The sequence below is a fragment of the Aureispira anguillae genome, assembly GCF_026000115.1.
Lineage (GTDB): Bacteria > Bacteroidota > Bacteroidia > Chitinophagales > Saprospiraceae > Aureispira > Aureispira anguillae.
Genome location: NZ_AP026867.1, coordinates 2,666,213 through 2,686,149 on the forward strand (window position 1 = coordinate 2,666,213; position 19,937 = coordinate 2,686,149).

General features: G+C 35.2%; 17 protein-coding genes. 14 read left to right on the forward strand and 3 right to left on the reverse strand.

Features of this window, described 5'->3' with window-relative positions:
* The first annotated feature begins 12 nt into the window (after nucleotides 1-12).
* A complete protein-coding gene (locus AsAng_RS10410) occupies nucleotides 13-528 on the forward strand; it encodes a hypothetical protein (RefSeq protein ID WP_264792714.1) in 516 nt (171 codons plus the stop codon).
* Nucleotides 529-602: 74 nt separating this feature from the next.
* Here the strand turns inward: AsAng_RS10410 and AsAng_RS10415 are convergent, their stop codons facing one another.
* Entirely contained in the window at nucleotides 603-1,094 is a 492-nt protein-coding gene (locus AsAng_RS10415; protein ID WP_264792715.1) for a hypothetical protein, read from the reverse strand.
* Nucleotides 1,095-1,100: 6 nt separating this feature from the next.
* Nucleotides 1,101-2,087: a bestrophin family protein gene (locus tag AsAng_RS10420; protein WP_264792716.1), complete on the reverse strand. Its 987-nt coding sequence runs from the start codon at nucleotides 2,085-2,087 to the stop codon at nucleotides 1,101-1,103.
* 165 nt (nucleotides 2,088-2,252) lie between these two features.
* On the opposite strand from AsAng_RS10420, the gene AsAng_RS10425 reads away from it, so the two are divergent.
* The 12 genes from AsAng_RS10425 to AsAng_RS10480 all read left to right on the forward strand — a co-directional run bounded on the left by AsAng_RS10425 (nucleotide 2,253) and on the right by AsAng_RS10480 (nucleotide 14,605).
* Entirely contained in the window at nucleotides 2,253-3,299 is a 1,047-nt protein-coding gene (locus AsAng_RS10425; protein WP_264792717.1) for a ligand-binding sensor domain-containing protein, read from the forward strand.
* A 35-nt stretch (nucleotides 3,300-3,334) separates the two neighbouring features.
* Complete coding sequence (locus AsAng_RS10430; RefSeq protein ID WP_264792718.1) at nucleotides 3,335-3,829, forward strand: nuclear transport factor 2 family protein; 495 nt, start codon at nucleotides 3,335-3,337, stop codon at nucleotides 3,827-3,829.
* Nucleotides 3,830-4,077: 248 nt separating this feature from the next.
* A complete protein-coding gene (locus AsAng_RS10435) occupies nucleotides 4,078-5,697 on the forward strand; it encodes a class I SAM-dependent methyltransferase (RefSeq protein WP_264792719.1) in 1,620 nt (539 codons plus the stop codon).
* A 24-nt stretch (nucleotides 5,698-5,721) separates the two neighbouring features.
* Nucleotides 5,722-6,315: a hypothetical protein gene (locus AsAng_RS10440; protein WP_264792720.1), complete on the forward strand. Its 594-nt coding sequence runs from the start codon at nucleotides 5,722-5,724 to the stop codon at nucleotides 6,313-6,315.
* Nucleotides 6,316-6,452: 137 nt separating this feature from the next.
* The gene (locus AsAng_RS10445; RefSeq protein WP_264792721.1) at nucleotides 6,453-7,274 is read left to right on the forward strand and encodes a metallophosphoesterase; all 822 of its coding nucleotides are present in this window, start codon (nucleotides 6,453-6,455) and stop codon (nucleotides 7,272-7,274) included.
* Between the two features lie 52 nt (nucleotides 7,275-7,326).
* Nucleotides 7,327-8,349 (forward strand): ADP-ribosylglycohydrolase family protein, encoded by a 1,023-nt coding sequence (locus tag AsAng_RS10450; protein WP_264792722.1) that lies wholly within the window; start codon nucleotides 7,327-7,329, stop codon nucleotides 8,347-8,349.
* Nucleotides 8,350-8,436: 87 nt separating this feature from the next.
* Nucleotides 8,437-9,375, forward strand: a complete 939-nt coding sequence (locus tag AsAng_RS10455) for an ADP-ribosylglycohydrolase family protein (protein WP_264792723.1) — start codon at nucleotides 8,437-8,439, stop codon at nucleotides 9,373-9,375.
* A gap of 110 nt (nucleotides 9,376-9,485) precedes the next feature.
* Nucleotides 9,486-10,109, forward strand: coding sequence for a hypothetical protein (locus AsAng_RS10460; protein ID WP_264792724.1), 624 nt, complete (start codon nucleotides 9,486-9,488; stop codon nucleotides 10,107-10,109).
* A 76-nt stretch (nucleotides 10,110-10,185) separates the two neighbouring features.
* Nucleotides 10,186-11,253 carry a ligand-binding sensor domain-containing protein gene (locus AsAng_RS10465; protein ID WP_264792725.1) on the forward strand — a complete coding sequence of 356 codons (1,068 nt, stop codon included), beginning with the start codon at nucleotides 10,186-10,188 and terminating at the stop codon, nucleotides 11,251-11,253.
* Between the two features lie 197 nt (nucleotides 11,254-11,450).
* The gene (locus AsAng_RS10470) at nucleotides 11,451-12,419 is read left to right on the forward strand and encodes an NAD(P)-dependent alcohol dehydrogenase (protein WP_264792726.1); all 969 of its coding nucleotides are present in this window, start codon (nucleotides 11,451-11,453) and stop codon (nucleotides 12,417-12,419) included.
* A gap of 321 nt (nucleotides 12,420-12,740) precedes the next feature.
* Complete coding sequence (locus tag AsAng_RS10475; protein WP_264792727.1) at nucleotides 12,741-13,160, forward strand: MerC domain-containing protein; 420 nt, start codon at nucleotides 12,741-12,743, stop codon at nucleotides 13,158-13,160.
* Between the two features lie 221 nt (nucleotides 13,161-13,381).
* A complete protein-coding gene (locus tag AsAng_RS10480) occupies nucleotides 13,382-14,605 on the forward strand; it encodes a GTP-binding protein (RefSeq protein WP_319993641.1) in 1,224 nt (407 codons plus the stop codon).
* An 89-nt stretch (nucleotides 14,606-14,694) separates the two neighbouring features.
* On the opposite strand, the gene AsAng_RS10485 is transcribed toward AsAng_RS10480, so the two are convergent.
* Nucleotides 14,695-18,210 carry a DUF7948 domain-containing protein gene (locus AsAng_RS10485; RefSeq protein WP_264792728.1) on the reverse strand — a complete coding sequence of 1,172 codons (3,516 nt, stop codon included), beginning with the start codon at nucleotides 18,208-18,210 and terminating at the stop codon, nucleotides 14,695-14,697.
* A gap of 237 nt (nucleotides 18,211-18,447) precedes the next feature.
* Between AsAng_RS10485 and AsAng_RS10490 the strand changes: the two genes are divergently transcribed.
* Nucleotides 18,448-19,920, forward strand: a complete 1,473-nt coding sequence (locus AsAng_RS10490; RefSeq protein ID WP_264792729.1) for a hypothetical protein — start codon at nucleotides 18,448-18,450, stop codon at nucleotides 19,918-19,920.
* Nucleotides 19,921-19,937: the final 17 nt, after the last annotated feature.

The window sequence follows — 19,937 nt, forward strand, 5'->3', positions numbered from 1 at the left end:
TAAAAACAAATTATGAGCAAAAAAATCTATTGTATTGTCCTCTTATTAATCGGAAATCTATTGTATTCTTGTGGTTTAAACAGTATAGAATATAAAGATGAATTCGAAGCTAGCAAAATTGCTTGGTTGAATTTTAAAGAATCTTCTAACAATACTTATACCTATACGGTAGCGAATAGTTCTTGGGTAGGAGTTAGTTGGGAGACCAACATAAGCGTAAAAAATGGTGTTGTGGTACAAAGAAGTTTTGAAATTACGGGTACAGAAGGATTACCTGCCGATTTTCCAGAACATGAACTTCAATGGAACGAAACAGAAAACGAAATTGACACGCATGACAATGGAGCTGAACCGATTACATTGGATGAAATTTATACCAAAGCCCAACAACACTGGCTTGTTCGCAGAAAAAATACGTTCACCACTTTTAGGGCAGAGAATGATGGAATGATTTCAACCTGCGGATATGGTGAAAAACAATGTTCTGATGATTGCTTTAGAGGCGTAAATATAATCCGTATTCAATGAGTTATACAAATTTCAAATAAAATACTCACCAATGTATTCAACAACGTCTTTAAATAGATAGATCTGTAATTGGTTTAATTTCTAAGATCAAGTAGCGGAGCCGTTTTGTAAAAAAAATAGAGGTATAAAACCATCATCCCTAGTGTAGACAAAAGATTAAACAAATCGTTATAATAACCTAAAGAGGAATAATTTTCTAAAGAAGGAGCTCCAAACGCAAAAAACCAACTTATAATAGAGATTAGTCCACTCCAAAATAAAAAGACACCTAGCTTAGATTTTCCTTTATAAAAGGTTTGTCCTTGTTCTTCTTGCTTTACAACCTTGTATCTTCTCCAAATAACATAAAAGGTAGGCATCAAAAACCACAACACTATAACAAAGGCAATTACCAATCTCGCCTCAAACGTCAAGGATAAACTAGGGTTTTGCATAAACAGGATGACCTTTGCAATAAAAAAAAGAGAACCTCCCCAAATAAGTATCTCTACTATTTTGAGTTTTGAGGTTCTCTTCATTTCCTTTTCTCTTTTTTCTAATGTTTCATCTAATATTATATTTTCCATACTCTATTATAACAAAAACCCTTGATCAGAAGAATATGGTGCAGGAATGTTTTCATCTTTAACCATCTCTCGCATATCAATCTCAATTCCCCTAGCAATGGAAGTAATTGGAACATCGTTGTACGTTCCTTCAAAAGGGTTTTCAGAATAATCTCCTATTTTTTCCATTAAAAAATAAATCCATATCAATAGAGCCGACATCAGGGGATTTATATACAAAAGCCAAATCTCTACTCCTTTAAAAAAATCAAGCATTGAAAGGGGCAAAAACATACAGAAGGCAAAATTGAACCAAAGAGCAGTAGATGCATACTGTCGAGGGAATGGGAAGTTTTTAATTCGTTCTGACTTTCCTTGACCATCATAGAAGCAACGAACTAGTTTAAAAAGTTCCATATGACGAAAATCGTCAAAGTATCCCTTATCGTGTAATTCTTGCAAACGAAGGGACTGTTTAACTAATATTTGAGTAGCTATATTGGATTGCCCCATATAAGATTCGAGTTCTTCACTGTCAATAATTTCATCCAACTCTTCCTCTAATTTAGAAAAAAGTGTTTCGGCAATTGGAGGGGCATATTTACCTTTTATACGTTCGTTGGTGTGCTCCCACTCTTTGGATAGCCTCAACTGATAACGCAAGGCTGTTAACCAAGCAATATGTCGATGAATTAATTCTTGCTGAATGCTCTTTTTGTTGTTGCCATTAACAAAAGACATAACCCCTGCTCCAAAAGAACGGCTATCGTTGACAATCCCTCCCCATATTTTGCGTGCTTCCCATGTCCTATCGTAAGAACTATTGTTTTTAAAACCTAAATAAAAAGCTACAGCAATACCAATAATACTAACAGGTTGCCAAGGTAGAGAAATGTCTAAGTTGGTATAATGAGCAATAGCTCCAATGACTCCAGAATAAATAAAACCAATAATGAATGGCCACTTTGACCACCGAACAGTCATCCAAAAACTGTAATTTCGTTTTGTATACATAGGAATTCTTTATATTTTTTTAGTGAAAAAGATTTTTTTTGTGACATAAAAATCGCAGCACAGCATGAAAGATAATAGAAAAATTTAAGTAATATCCTGTCTTTCTAATTATTTAGAACAAGTGATCCATTTTTTATAAAAAACAAGAACCAAACTAGCTATAAAATGAAATGTATTTTTTGGATAGCAATCATCTTTCTGTCAACCTCCTGTAAATCAAAAAACAGAAAAATTAATGTCGCTAAACCTGAGCATCTAACAGAAAATAATGTTCCACAAATTGGACAATACATCACTGAAATATTTGAAGATTCTAAAGGGAATATTTGGTTTGGGACATTAGAAAAAGGCGTTGCCAAATACGATGGGCTTACTCTCTCCTATTTTACCCAAAACGATGGCTTACCCAGTAATACAATTTCAAGTATTGTAGAAGATAAAAAGGGTACCCTATGGTTTGGAACACATGCAGGGCTATCCAAATATGATGGTAAGTCATTCATCAATTTTACTGAAAAAGACGGTCTCTGTCACCTTAGAATAAGTAATTTACTTCTGGATAGCAACGATAATTTTTGGATCGGCACATGGGGTGGCGTTTGCCAATATGATGGAACTAAATTTACCAACTTTTTAATTCCCTATGCGCCTGTAGATACTTACCTCAATGAAGATACTAAAGATTGGGTAACTGAAATTATGGAGGACTCAAAAGGAAATATCTGGTTGGGTAGGGATGGTTATGGAGCTAGTAAATACGATGGTCAAAAATTTGTTCATTTCACAAAAGCAGATGGGCTTTACTCTAATAATGTGCAAGAAATTCAAGAAGATAAAAATGGAAATATTTGGTTTGGAACGAGGGTAGCAGAAAAAGATCATCCCGATGAAAACAAACGATTTGGTAAGGGAGGAATAACTAGATGCAATGAAAAAGGTTGTACGCATTTCCCTGAAATAGAAGGGCTAAACAACAGTGACACCTATGCAATTTATAAAGATAATTCTGGCAATCTATGGATTAGCACCTTGAACAACGGTATGTATAGATATGATGGTAAAGCATTTAAAAATTATCCTATCCCCATCCCCATCATGAGCATAATGGAAGATAAAAATGGAAAGTTATGGTTCGGAGGTGCTGGTGGTTTATACGCTATCGATACAAAAGGAACGATTGCGAATATTACCGTTAAAGGTCCTTGGAAATAATACTATTAAATCATCTAACAAAATCATACTTAACCATGAAACAGACAATTCATCTACTCCTATACTTATTGGCTGGATCATTTTTTTATTCATGTGAAACAGCCCAAAGTAATTCAATAGAGAAAACAATAGAAGAGTATTATCAAGTATTCAATCAACGTCAAGAATTTGAACGATTTTTAGATTTTTACGACAAAAACATTATACTCGAAGATATAATTAATGGTGATAGCATTGTAGGCAAACAAAACCTCAAAGATTTCTTGGATTGGTCTAATCCTGGTTTTGAACGGTTAACAGAAAATAGCTTGGTCGTTGTTGACAAGATCATCGATAAAAACAATGCTGTTATTAAGGGTTATTTTACCGCTTTTAAATGGGGTGGCAAGCTGTTTGAAGCCATGCATTTTACAACAATTCTAACGTTTGGCAAATCTGGAAAAATAATCAAACAAGTGGATTGGGTGAATTATCCTTCAACGCTTATCAATTATAATGAACGAAAGAATTCCAATAAATGGATCAATTAATCCTCATTCTAGTCCTCTAAACATTGGCGTTAGTCTATCCGTAGCCACTCCTTTTGGACTTATAGAGTAGTTTTTTTCTTCGTAGTTTTTTAACAAAATTTGCAATTTTAGTCTTGGGATTGCTTATCTTCATTGGTATAACAGCCATACCAACACAAAGCTAGACAATTGATAACAAACGACATTTAATTTAAAACAAAATTAAATATCATTTTCCCATAAGCATCTGACTAAAAATTTATATAAAATTGACTAGGGAACAAAAGAAAATATATCGTGCAGATCTTTTCCAGCATTTAGATGGCATTGTAACTGCCCCCACTGCTTATGCTCTTTACAAAAAAGGGGTGCTAGATCTTATTCTAGCAGAAAAAAGCATCTCACTCTCCAAATTGACACAAACATTTAGGGCCAATGAAGGTTATCTCAATATCGCCTTGCACACCTTAGCATCACAAGGGTGGCTTAGGCACACCATTAAAGCGGATAATGAGATTGAAATTGCCACCACAGCACTCAGTGAACTTGCCTTTAAATACATTCCCAAGTACAAAGATGTTGTTGAGCTGTTGCAAATTTCTGGCAAATATCACCCTAGAAAATTTGAGCTAGAACCCTTTCTTTTTTTGGAAAGCATCTTTAAGAAATATAGCAATAATTATGGCTTGGAGCTTTCTAACGATGAAAAACAACGGCAAATTCAACGTCAAGTACTAAAACATATTGAGGGCATTATAGTTGGTCCAACAGTTGTTGCGCTTGGGATGAGTGGTATGTTCCACAATTATTTTATGGAAGCCTCTTTCCAACCAGAGGAGTTTCACAAGGATGGAGCAAGTTTTGGGCGATTGTTGGATTTTTTTGTTTTTCTAAATTGGTTCGAAAAAAAGAACCAGACCTACCGATTTACAGAGAAAGGGATGTTTTATGCCCGCCGTGCAAGTGCTTATGGCGTAACCGTTTCCTACATTCCTATGTTTAGAAAAGTGGAAGAATTAATTTTTGGCGATCCTGAAATATTTTGGCGTTTGCCCAAAAATGCCAAAGAAATTCACGTGGATAGAACCATGAACGTTTGGGGTAGCGGAGGAGCACATGCTGCCTATTTCAAAGTAGTAGATAAGATTATTATTGACCTTTTTAATCAACCTATAGAGCAACAACCCAAAGGGATTGTAGATATGGGCTGTGGAAATGGGGCATTTTTAATTCATTTATACGAAGTCATTGAACAAAGAACAATTCGAGGAAAATTGCTGGAGGAATATCCATTGTTTTTGGTAGGAGCAGATTTTAATCAGGCAGCTCTAAATGTCACTCGTACAAACATTATTCAAGCCAATATTTGGGCAAAATTGATTTGGGGAGATATAGGTCGCCCTGATCTGTTAGCAAAAGATTTGGAAGAAAATTATGGCATTCAATTAAAAGATTTACTAAATGTCCGAACCTTCCTAGATCACAATAGAATATGGAGTAAGCCCATTGATAATCGTTCCCCAAAAGAAAGTTCATCGACGGGAGCCTATGCATTTAGAGGGCAACGGATTTCAACAACAGCGGTTGAAAATAATTTAAGAGAACACCTCACTAAATGGTCGCCCTATGTAGAAAAATATGGCTTATTATTGATCGAGCTCCATACCATTCCTCCTGCTCTTGCTGCTTCCAATCTTGGAAAAACAGCCGCAACAGCCTACAATGCAACACATGGTTTTTCGGATCAATACATTGTTGAAGTGGATATATTTAATAAAATCGCTGAAGAAGCAGGCTTGTTTCCAGATAAAAACCATTTTACAAAATTTCCGAACTCAGACATCGCTACAGTAAGTATCAACTTATTAAAAAAAGACACAAACCAATAAATAGCTTAGATAAACGCTTTCCCCATGAATAATCAGGCAAGTAAAAAACTTAAACGAACACTCAAAGTTGTTGGGTTCTTATTGGTTTTAACTCTTATATTTAGGGGGTGGATTTTTAGGCAAAGTATTTCATATACTCCAATTGGCACCAGAAACCATATCAAACTTACCGATAAAAAATTAATCGCAACGCTAAAACTGGAACAAGAAAAACAAACGAATACCAGCCTTGACGAAATCATAAAAATTGCTCGAAACAAAACGAATGAAAACTTGTCATTCACAACCGAAAAAAGTTCAAGGAACCCAAACCAAGCACTAAAAGTTGGCAAAGCAAATTGTATCGCTTATTCCGCCTTGTTTAATTCGATTGCCAATTACCTTATTAATGCTCAAAACCTTGAAACAAAATACAAAGCAATTCATTGGATCGGAAAAATTGATTTTATGGGCATCGATTTACATCAATTCTTTGAAAGTACTTTCTTTAAACAGCATGATTATAACGAAATACTAAACCTCGAAACAGGAGAAAAAATCCATATCGATCCAACCATCAGTGACTATCTCAAAATTCACTCGGTCTCTTCTAAAATCAATTCAGTAGAAAATAAATAAGCAACAATCTACGCACTCTTTTTACCTTAGAAGTGATTAAGACAACTTTAGAGCAAAAAGATTCTACAGAGAGAACGTTTTAAGAAAAAATGTCGTTCTAGAATAGGTATAACTAAGAAAACAATACCTCCCCGACAATGAAATTAACCGTAAATGATATAACCCCCATAGAAACTTATCCTTACTTAGAAGTTGGTTCTTCTAATTTAGAGCACCTCTCCTTTCCTCAACTTTTACATAAATCACTCCCGATTTATCTTGGAGAATGGGTTAATGAAAACGCTAAAGTCGATTTAATTATTATTTGTTCAGATTTGCAAGGAATCATTGAAGAAGCTGGAGAACACTATCTATTGGGAGAAAAGTTACCTGCATTTTTAAAATTATTAATTGAAATGGATTTATCTCCCAATAATAAAATTGGGGTATTCTTATGCGGGGATCTATATACTTCAATAAAAAAAAGAGGTTCCAGCGGAGATGTAAGAACTGTTTGGAAAGAATTTAAAAAACATTTCTCTTGGGTTGTTGGCGTTGCTGGAAATCATGATCTTTTTGGAAATTCAAATGAAAAAGAAGCTTTCAAGGCATTAGAAGGCATTTACCTACTTCATCAAGAGGCAATAAACATAGATGGAATTAGAATCGGAGGAATTAGTGGAATTATAGGTCGGGATGACAAAATTAATCGTATAGAAGAAAGTCACTATCTAAAAAACCTTAGGAAGCTATTAAAAAAGAAAATAGATTTTGTTTTACTTCATGAAAGCCCTGATTACCCATCCTTAAATCAAATTGGGAATCCTAAAATAAGAGTAGAGATAGAACAAGCATCTAAATCAAAAATCTGTTGTGGACATTGTTTTTGGCAAAAAACATTAGTTGAATTTGAAAATGAAACACAAGTGTTGAATACAGATTCTAAGGTTGTAATCTTACAAATAAAGAAAAATCTATAAATACACAAAATTTGCGTAAGTTGCTATTTTGCCTTCCATTATATCATAAAAGATGAAACCATTAAAAAATAAAGATTACATAAAAGGAAGTTTATTTGGTATGGCTATTGGCGATGGCTTTGGATACCCCACTGAATTTCTATCAATAAGTGAAATAGTAGAAAAATGGCCTCCAACTGGTCCTGATAAACCAGAAGGGAATCCAATTCTTGTCACCGATGACACCCAAATGGCTATTGCTGTTGCCAAAGCTCTTATGGAAAGCGAAAACCAAGGCTTCTCGCCTTCTTTATTAGAGCAAAAACTCACTAAATATTATATTCAATGGCTGAATGATCCTAAAAATAACCGAGCTCCAGGCATGACTTGTATCAGAGCCTGTGAAAGATTAGAAAAGGGGCTAGCCTGGGAAAAATCTGCTGAATTAAATTCCAAAGGTTGTGGTGCAAATATGAGGGTTGTACCTGTAGGGCTTCTGTCCCAAAAAGGTCTATCTGAAAATAAAATTGGAGCAATTGCACAATTTCAATCTGCACTGACTCATGCACACCCCACTGCATTAGCCGCATCTGAAATTACGGCTATTACTATCGCTAAATTAATCAATGGTGTTCGGCATCAAGATTTACTATCTGAACTACTTAATTATTCTGAAAAGCAAAAGAAAATTTATCATAGAAATTATTTAAAAGAAATATGGGATCGTCCTCCATTCAGAACCCCTGAAGAATATATAACACTTGGATGGGAACAAGTTATCGATGTTTTATTAAAAGTAAAAGAAGGTCTTAGAAAAAATGAAACTAAAACAAACCCTTGCTTAATCAGTGGCGAAGGTTGGATTGCAGAAGAAGCTTTTGCTACAGCATTACTTTGCTTTTTGTTATTTCCCCAAAGCCCTACTAAAGTCTTAAAAAGAGCTGTTGTTACCTCTGGCGATTCTGACTCCATTGCATGCCTTGCTGGAGCTTTTAGCGGAGCCTATTGTGGTTTGGAAAGTTTTCCAATAGATTGGGTAAATAGAGTCGAGTACAAAAAGGATCTAGAATCCATTGCAGCGTTCTACAAACAATAAGGTCAAATACAAAACAGTATTTATACGATCCACGTACCCTTTCTTTTTATTAATTAAACTTTATGACTATTATCTTATATAATTAAAATGAACAGTAATATTGTAACGAGAGCATTTTTAGGCTTAGCAATTGGAGATGCGCTCGGTTTGCCTGTAGAATTTATAGAAAGAAAATACTTAAAAGAAAACCCCGTTAAAGATTTTACCGAATTTGGTACGCACAATCAACCTAAAGGAACTTGGTCTGATGATAGTTCTTTAACGTTTTGCTTAGCTCAAACTTTAACTAATGGATATCATCTAAAAGAGATTGCGGCTTCCTTCGTTTGTTGGTATAATGAAAATTATTGGACAGCTAGAGGTCATGTTTTTGATATTGGAGCTTCTACTTCTAAAGCCATACAAAATATCATTAAAGGAATTCCTCTGTCTAAAGTTGGAGGCGCTAGTGAAAGGGATAATGGAAATGGATCCTTAATGAGAATACTCCCACTCTGCTTCTATCTAAAAGATTTTGAAATTGAAAAAAGGTTTGCGGTTATTAAGGAGGTTTCATCAATAACTCATGCCCACTCTCGCTCAATTCTTTGTTGCTTCATTTATATTGAAATTTGCATTCAAATTCTAAAAGGTGAAAGCAAAAGGAATGCGTACTATGAAGCTGTCGCAATAGTAAATGACTATTGTGCCAATCATAATCAATTAAAAAAAGAATGCTTCCACTTAAAAAGAGTACTTGGATATTTATTGGAAGAAGTTCCTGAACATGAAATCTACAGTAGTGGTTACGTTGTCCATTCATTGGAAGCAGCAATTTGGTGCTGGTTAAAAGAAGACTCTTACGAAAAGGCTGTTTTAAAAGCTGTAAATCTTGGCGATGATTCTGATACTATTGCATCAATTACAGGTGGTCTAGCAGGTCTTTCGTCTAAAACAAATGAAATTCCTAAAAAATGGATAAAAGACTTAGCTAAAGTTGATGAAATCATTATTTTAAGTAATGAGATATTTCAAAAATATTTCTAAAGTAGCTATAAAGAAGAGCTTTCACTCTATTTTTTTATGAATTGAAGGTATTTCAAAAATTAACTACTCGCCTATCAATTTTTGTATTATCAATAAAACTAAAACCTAAAATGACTCCCACCCAAAGCAACTATAAGCACCTAAGATACCTCCTACTAATATTTTTCAGTATTATTGTAATTGGTTATCTTCTCCCTAAAAAGAATCTTTCTTCCGACAAAGAAGAAAAAAATAAAACCGTAGCGGTTGAGAACCCCAAAATTGAATACGATAAGAAGGAGTTTTTTGACGACCTAGTGTATGAAGGTTTAGAACGTCTAAATACAATTATTGATTCAAGCGATGAAGTCAGAGCTTATAACTGGAATGGAAATTCAGGAAATGCAGCAAATGTTTTCCATCATATTGTAGATGGTTATGGAAAATTTAGGACTGGGCTTAGTCAAGCCATTATTTTATCCCCAACTGAGGTATTAGAATTAAAAGAAATTATTGCAGATCATTCAATCTACGCCGAAGAGAATTCAGACTGTTTTATTCCCCATATTGCTTTCGTATATTTTAAAAATCAGGCAGTCATTGGGCAATCCAACATTTGTTTTTTGTGTGCAGGAATAAAAAGTATCCCTAAATCAACAAAAGCATTAAATATTTTGGGGGTTAGAAAATTAAGAAAATTCTGTGAATCACTAGGTTTAAAAATCGTTGATGGCTCTGAGCCTTTAGAATATTAACAAAAGCTTTATCTTATAAATAAAATTTATTATTCGTTAAATTTATTGCGTTCAGTCCTAACTCAAAACCCATCATATGATATTCGCACTTAAATCATATTCTTTACTCATCTTGGCATTTATCATTATTGCTTGCAATGACCCTAATCTCAAAAAATCAGATACCAATACTCCTGCTCCGAGAGCATTAAACGATAAAATTACAATGCCTAAAAATGGTTTTAACAGTGGGCTATTAGATAGTCGTCGCAATTTGTGGTTTGGAAGTAATGGCGGTGGTCTTTATTGTTATAATGGAAGCACTTTTGTGCAGTATACGGAAGATGATGGCTTGTGTAATAATCAACTCTATTCAATAATTGAAGACCAAGAACATAACTTGTGGCTGGGTACTCAAAATGGATTATGCAATTATAATAGAAAAATATTCACCCACATTTCGATCCCTTTTAAAGATACAACAAGTAGTTGGCTGGATGAGGTTTATCCAATTATTAACCCTAATGCTGTTCATTCTTTGGCACAAGATAAGGAAAATAATATTTGGATTGGAACAGCAGGAGGCGGTGCCTATTGTTATGACGGTATGCATTTCAACGCTCATTTATCTGAGATCGGTACCAAACAACCCGATAGTTTATATCATAACTGGATTCCAAGTATCGCAGAAGATTCAGATGGGAATATTTGGTTGGCTTCTATGACCCATGGAGGAGTTAGTCGTTATGATGGAAAAATATTTACTCAATTTATGCCTAAGGACGGTTTGAGTGATGATATGGTTCGAACTATTTTCAAGGATCGATCGGGCAAATTATGGTTTGGTTTTAATGGTAACAGAGGCAGTGCTTTAACCTTTTATGATGGAAAAACGTTTAAAAACTTAACAAAAGAGGATGGGCTTTGCAGCACAAGTATTTTAGCAATTTTTGAAGATAAAAAAGGAAATATCTGGCTAGGTTCTGGTAGAGGAAACTTATGTATTTATGATGGAGAAAGCTTTGCTGAATTTACTTCAAAAACGGGGGAAACGTTCTCAGAAGTATTTTTTATTTTAAGCGATTCTGATGAGAACATTTGGTTTGGGGGAAAGAATGGGCTATGGCAGTTTGATGGAGAAGCCGTAATAAATATGATGGAATAAAAGAATTTATTGTTCTAAGATTTTAGCCCCTATTACAGCGTTTAATAGGGGTTAAAAGCAAAGTGGTCTAGCATCTAAAATTGCCCTCTGATATAATTCACAAAATTGAAAAAAAGCATAAAAAAATTGCCTTGGAGGACATCCTTGATGATGGATAATAAAACGAACCAAAAGCATAAATTAAAAAGAACAAGAATATGAAAGCAGTTACATTTGTTAAATACGGAACACCAGAGGTGCTTCAGTTAGAAAGCATCAAAAAACCGATCCCTAAAGCTGATGAGATATTAATAAAAATTAATGCCATACCTGTTACTACAGAAGATCCTTTGCTAAGAAGAGGAGAACCGTATTTTACGAGACTATTTTTAGGCTTAACCAAACCCAAAAATTCTGTCTTAGGGGCTGAGTTTTCAGGCGAAATAGAAGCGATCGGTCAAAACGTTACCCTATTTAAGATAGGAGATAAAGTTTTTGGGCATTCTGGGCAAAATTTGGGCTGTTATGCAGAGTATGTTTGCGTTAAAGAAAAAGGTCTACTACTAAAAAGACCGCCCAATATGAGCGCTGAAGAGGTAGCACCTGTCTGTACATTTATGGCTGCTTGGAATTTTATGGTAGCTCTTGCCGAGGTAAAACACCATCAAAAAGTTCTTATTAATGGTGCTTCTGGAAGCGTAGGTTCTGCTGCGGTTCAAATTGCAAAAACATTTGGAGCAAATGTCACAGGAGTGTGTAGTACGGCTAATATTAATTTGGTAAAATCTTTAGGTGCCGATAAAGTCATTGATTATACCACTGACCAATTTACGAAAAATGGAGCGCTCTATGATATTGTTTTTGATGTTGCTAATAAGAGTTCATTTTATAGTTGTAGAAATTCTTTAACTAAAAACGGAATCTACCTAAATCCTGTCCTTAAAATTTCTACTCTTATCCAAATGCTCTGGACTAATTTTTTTAGTAAAAAGAAAGTAATGTTTTCAGCAACAGGTCTCCAACCCATTTCAAAACGTAAAACCTTCCTAAAAGAGCTCACCAAACTTTTTGAAACAGGAAAATTAAAAACGATCATTGACAAAAGGTATAATTTAGAACAAATCGTTGACGCTCACAGATATATTGAGAGCGGAAATAGAAAGGGAAATGTCATTATAAATCTGTAGTAAAAGAAAAATTAACGGCGTAATGAGAAAAAACAACTAGGCAATTATCCTTCATTTTACCCTATGCTTTCAGTTATAAATTACTGAAAGCGTAGACTTCTTAATATCTACTTGACCTCCTCCTTATCTTTGCATAAATGGACAAAACATAAAAGATGCAAGCCCTTTAGCAGCACATAAAGCACAGGCTCCAAACTAAGTATACCCTACCTTTTTACATCGATAAGTTAATTTGTATTTAAAAACCATTAATGCAACACTGTTGCATTAATGGTTTTTTATTTTATCTTTGTAGCATTATTCCCATTAAAACAATGCTAAATGATCTTATCACAAAAATCTGACACATTTGGAGCCATTGCAAGTACGTTATGTCTTATTCATTGTATAAGCACTCCATTTATCTTTGCCCTCCAAACCTGTTCGGCAAGTTGCTGTAAAAATTCTCCTGGATGGTGGCAAGCAATAGATTATCTTTTTTTAGGGATTTCTTTTTTTGCGGTTTGGCAGTCTGCCAGAACGACTTCAAAACACTGGGTGGCTTATGCACTTTGGGCAAGTTGGATTGGAATTTTTGTTGTGCTACTAAATGAAAAGCTAGCAATTCTACCAGTCCTCAACCATCTGCTTTATGTGCCTGCATTAACCTTGGTTGTGTTACATCTCTATAACCAAAAATATTGTCACTGTTCAGGTACTGAATGCTGTAATTTTTCTACGAATTCCAAAGAAGTTTCTTAGCACTAAGATCAATAACTTTTAACGTTTATTAAAATGATACCATCTACTTTTGAACAATGGGTGCACTGCATCACAAACGACTGTAAAATTAATTTAACCAAAGACTTCGCCCAAAAACGACTGGCTGTATATCAAAATAGGAACAATCCTGAGACTCAAAAATTCCTTTCGCTATTTGGTGAACAACATTTAGAAAATATTATTAACTGGTTTAAACAAATATGAGTACTATAAATAAATTACCCACAACTGTTCTGAGCGGTTTTCTAGGAGCAGGAAAAACAACATTATTAAATCATATCTTACACAACAAACAAGGCTTAAAGGTTGCTGTTATTGTCAATGATATGAGTGAAGTAAACGTTGATGCCAACTTAGTAAAAAATGAAAATATACTCTCTCGCACAGAAGAAAAATTAGTAGAAATGAGCAATGGCTGTATTTGCTGTACGCTCCGAGAGGATTTAATGATAGAAATAGAACGTTTGGCCAAGGAAAATCGCTTTGACTATTTACTGATTGAAAGTACAGGCATTAGTGAACCCATACCCGTTGCGCAAACATTTAGTTTTGTTGATGAAGAAAATGGCATCGACCTTTCTAAGTGGAGTTATATTGATACGATGGTTACGGTTGTTGACGCTTATAATTTTTTTGCAGATTTTGGCAGCCCAGAAACGTTAATGGATCGAGCATTAACAAATATAGAAAACGACAATCGAACGATTGTCAATCTTTTAATAGACCAGATCGAATTTGCCAATGTAATTATTCTAAATAAAACAGATCTGGTATCTAAAGAACAGTTGGGCTTTTTAGAAGCCACGATCCATAAGCTCAACCCTAATGCAAAAATCATAAAATCCACTTTTAGTAACGTTAATCCTACAGAAATCCTTAATACCAACCTTTTTGATTTTGAAGAAGCCGAACAAAGCGCAGGTTGGATTGAAGAGTTGAATAAAGAGGAACATACACCTGAAACCGAAGAATATGGAATCGGTTCATTTGTCTATCGTAGCAGAATGCCTTTTGAACCAAACCGATTTTGGAATTATGTACAGCATGAATTTCCAAATACAGTTATACGAAGTAAAGGCTTATTTTGGTTGGCTTCTCGCCCCAACCAAGCATTGGTTTGGGGGCAAGCAGGAGGCTCACTAAAAGCAGATAGTGCGGGCGTTTGGTGGAGCAGTATGCCTTACGAGCAACGCATACAATATCTAGCATTTACAGACAATCGAGAACTCATTGAATCCAGTTGGGATAAAGATTTGGGGGATAGAATCAATGAAATTGTTTTTATTGGTCGAAATATGGATGAAACGCTAATTCGAGAACAACTTAATCAGTGTTTGTCTACAAAAGAAGAACTTCCTTCCCAATATTTGGAAAAAGGCTATCATGACGAATGGCCCATCCAGAGAACACATCCTATCGATTAAGCGGGATTGTTCCTTATCTAGAAAGAAAAAAGCCTAATTAAGCAGTTCACTTAATTAGGCTCATTTTTTGGCTCAAATTGGTCTTTCGCCTATTCTTTTATCATTTTGATAACCGTTCTCTCTTTACCTGAAACGACAGCTACAAAATAAATTCCAGCAGGCAAAAATTGTACAGGCAATGTTATTTTTTTAGTAGCTGTATAATTTTGATCCAAGACAACCTTACCACTCACATCTAGTACACTGACGTTTAACAAATTAATATATTCAGACAGTTCTATCATTAACAAATCCTTTGTTGGTATGGGATAATATTTTATCGCTTCAAATAATTGTTTCGTATCCTTTACTCCTGAAATAATAACATTCATACAATTGGAAGTATCAATACAATTATTGCTTGTGATGATAACGGCATAATTTCCGTTAGCAGGAGGCGTATAACTCTGATTATTTGCTCCTATAATTAAGGTATTTGTATTGCAATCCAACCATTGATAAATTGCTCCTGATATATGGTTAGCCATTAGGGTATTTCCTGTTAAATTGATTTGGGCATTGACTGTATCGATCGTTAGATTCAGTGTTATAATCGAATCGCAACCCATTCCATTTACCAAGGTATCTGTTGCTGTTGTGCTACTCGTATAGGTCACTCCATTTGTCCATGTATAAGCCCCACAAGCTGTTGCAGATACCGTGCTTGTTGTTGCATTATTGATCGTTAAATTCAAGGTTACAATCGAATCGCAACCCATTGCATTTACCAAGGTATCCATTGCCGTTGTACTACTCGTATAGGTCACTCCATTTGTCCATGTATACGAACCACAAGCCGTTGCGGATACCATGCTTGTTGTTGCATTATTGATTGTTAAATTCAGTGTTACAATCGAATCGCAGCCCATTGCATTTACCAAGGTATCCATTGCCGTTGTGCTGCTCGTATAGGTCATCCCATTTGTCCATGTATAAGCCCCACAAGTTGTTGCAGATACCGTGCTTGTTGTTGCATTATTGATTGTTAAATTCAGTGTTACAATCGAATCGCAGCCCATTGCATTTACCAAGGTATCCATTGCCGTTGTGCTGCTCGTATAGGTCATCCCATTTGTCCATGTATAAGCCCCACAAGTTGTTGCAGATACCGTGCTTGTTGTTGCATTATTGATTGTTAAATTCAGTGTTATAATCGAATCGCAACCTATTGCATTTACCAAGGTATCTGTTGCCGTTGTACTGCTCGTATAGGTCACCCCATTTATCCATGTATAAGCCCCACAAGCCGTTGCAGATACCATGCTTGTTGTTGCATTATTGATCGTCAAATTCAAGGTTATAATCGAATCGCAACCCATTGCATTCACCAAGGTATCTGTTGCTGTTGTGCTACTCGTATAGGTCATTCCATTTATCCATGTGTACGTGTCACAGGCACTTGCGGATATGGTAGAGGATGTGTTAGAACATATACGTCCTCTAAATTTAGCTAAAAATCCATCATAAACTCCTCCTCCATGAACATTCTGATGCCCACCCAAAGCTATATCTGTAATAGATTGTGTCCAACCTGCCAAATATATATTACCCGCAGAATCGGCAGCACAAGCAACCCCTTCATCTCTACTGATCCCCCCATAATAGGTTCCCCATTGGCGAGCACCACTGCTGTCAAACTTAACCAAAAATGCATCAAAAGTTCCTCCCCCATAAACATTTTGATGCCCTACTGAGGCTATATTTGTAGTAGATCCAGTATATCCAACCAAGAACACATTACCCTCTCTATCCACTGAAACATTCTCTAACTTATCTCTGCTACTCCCCCCATAATAAGTTCCCCATTGGCGTACTCCATTGTTATTAAATTTAACCAAAAACGCATCGTAGTCCGTCCAAGAACCGTGTATATTTTGATGACCATTAAAAACAATATTATTAAGCGATCGAGTAGACCCACCTAGAAAAACATTCCCCTGTATATCTACAGCGATACGCCCTTCTCGATCAGAACTATTTCCTCCATAATAAGTCCCCCACTGACGTACGCCATTATTATTCAATTTAACTAAAAAAACATCATCAACGCCTCCTCCATGGGTAGCTTGATGGGCATTTGAAACGATATTGTTAAGAGATCGAGTAATTCCACTCAAGAATACATTACCTTGCGTATCGATAGCCGTTCCCAAACCAAGTTCATCGTCATTCCCTCCATAATAAGTCGCCCACTGACGCACACCGCTGCTGTTAAACTTGACCAAAAACGCATCGACGTTTCCTCCAAAATTATTTTGATGTCCTCCCACAGTAGCTATATTGTTAAGTGATCCTGTAGTTCCACACAAGAATACATTATCTTGTCCATCTATTGCTATACTTGTACCTTCATCACTATTATTTCCCCCGTAGTAAGTCGCCCACTGACGAACACCACTACTGTTAAATTTGACCAAAAACGCATCCAAAGTTCCTCCCCCATAAACATTTTGATGTCCTCCTGACGCTATATTATTACTTGATTCCGTAATCCCTGTTAAAAATATATTGCCACTTCCATCCGATACACAATCATATCCACCATCAAAATCACTGCCTCCATAATAAGTCGCCCACTGGCGGACACCATTACTGTTAAATTTAACTAAAAAGGCATCTGTATCTCCTCCAAAAGTATTTTGATGTCCTCCTGACGCTATATTGGTAGTAGAATAAGTGTTTCCTGCTAAAAAAACGTTGCCACTAAGATCTACTGTGCATGAATAACCAAATTCATAGTTATTGCCCCCATAATAAGTTGCCCATATTAAGCTAGGATCAATAATTAAATCTTTATTGGTGTCATAATTGGCTAATTTAAACGATATAGTATGATCACTTAATTGAAATTGGGTTGAAATTTCATGCGTTCCTTGAAAAGAAACGGGCGCTTGCTCCGTAATACTTCCCATCCTATTGGAAATCGTAAAACTACCATTCTCGTTCATTTTTATCGTTTCGTGATCTTTGAAATGGATTTGTATTTGATTAGGGTCTGCACCAGCATGTACGATGAAGTCATACTTTAGCCCCTGCTCCGTACTGTAAACCACCCAATCAATACCAGGGTATATGTCTTGATAAATAAGCTTCTGAAAACTATGTACTTTTAGAGCCTCTTTATTATAATAATTGATGTAATCTTGGCTTTTTCCCTCTGTCATAATAGTTGCATTCGGATTCGCTCCTACCAATTCCATATCCATACGATACGTTTCTAGCCGAATTTGGTCACGCAATCGCTCTTGTTCTTTGCGTTCTGTGGGGGTAAGGTTTTTAGAATTCTGTTGGTATCCTTTAGGATAATGCACCTTACTAAATTGATAAGCGATTCCCTTCGGTAACATAAAAAGTTGCAATGCTCCTTTTTGATAATGATACCTAACATTAGGCGCAGCGTGATTATTGTGATTTTGTATTTGTCCTTTATTCTCTTCAAAAAAAGTCGGTTTTTCTTCTAGGAATTTATTAGCCTGATTCACCGTCATTTTTTGAGCCTCAACAGCAAAATGATTGCCTAATAAAAATAATAAAGTAGTGTAAAAAATAAAAAATGAGCACTTCATAAAAATTATACTTTAATCTGTAATTGGAAATAATGCTCAAAGATACCCTAAAAGGATTCCAATTAGTTTGTTGGATCATTGCAGTTATAATTATATTACACCTAAAGTAGTAGCAAAAAACTTTATGCAAAAAATTAAAACACTATCAATCAAACTTTTAAAACTCAAAAAACCACCTCACAACTTTTCTACCTCTAAACAAAAGAGATAAAAAATAAAGAAATACCAACAATTATCATGAATCGAGAAATACAGCATTTATACGCAGAGCTATCGACCAAAGACAAAGATGAATTATGGAAAGATTATGCGCAGTCTCCCAAAATGCTACGCTATCTTCAACTTTTGGAAAGTGCTCAGTTGTTCAATACTCCCAAAGCCATTCAATTTATTTATGAAGAAGATTACACCGCCGTAGAAGATCAGATTTTGACCAATCGCTTTTATAAATTGCGGAAAGTATTGCGTATAAAATTATTGAATAAATTAAAAAATGTACTCCGAAGCCATACCGAAGAAGAAATAGAATTAAAATTTTTGCAGTTATTGTTCTTCAAAAACGAACATGCTTATGTCTTGGACAAAGCACAGAAATTGGAAAAAAAATATTGGGAAGCGAATTTATTTGAGTTATTGCCAGATCTACTCCATCTTATCATTTCGACCTTACATTTCCACAAGTCTCGTAATGTAGATGAAATAGCGGAATACATTGAGAAGCTAGATTTAGCCAATGAATTGCAATATACGCTCTATAAATTTAAAAATTCCATTAATTCGTTTAGGCTGCACGTTTTGGGTGTTTATAATCTTTCTGAAATAAGTGAACACTACAATACTACCATTGCTAAAATGAAACGAAAATCTAACGACTGGAAACAATTCACAAGATTTCGTTTAATATACCATTATGCTAGTTTTTCCATTGGTTCTAAACTCCAAAATGTTGTCCACAAATCAGGAAATGCACTAACCCGTCACCTAAATCAGCTAGAAAAAATATTAGCAGAACATCCCGAGATGCCTATCATGGATTATATCACCAATCATAGACTATATTACCTTAATTCAATTCTTTTAAATAAAGCCGTTTATTGGTACCAAAAGGGGAAAACAAAAAAAAGCTATCAATGCATCTTGGATTATGAAACACTTAGAGCAGAAGTCCCAGAAATAGCACTTCCCGAATCAGGACCAGATTTTGATAATATTTTATTGTGTTGCTGGGCTGCTAAAGAGTACAAAACTATGCTCGCATACACCCAGAAATTAAAAGAATTCCAAATCAGTAATGTTGCTCTAAAAACGCAAATTCCTTATTTTGTCTATCAATTATTGGCTTATACTGGTTTATACCCAAAAGAAAAACATCCCAACCCCTCTCAATTGACCCTAGTAGCAGAAAAATTCTTAGAGACTGCTGCTGAAAGTTTTGATTGGGTTTATGGTGTTTTAGGAACCTTTACTATGCTCTATGGGGATTACAAACGAAGTAGAAAACTCCTAGAACACCCTCCCTTAATTACCGAATACCAACAAGCGGAATACAATATTCCTACCATAGAATTGTTGGATGCTATAGAAGCGAATAATTACGAAGCGATAATTACCCTCACAAGAAAAATACGCCTGTTCAAGAAAAAAAATACTGATAGAGACATATTAACTCATTTAGAAGAATTAGAAATGTTAACCAAGTTATTTTTGTGATCGTTTTTTAATGAATT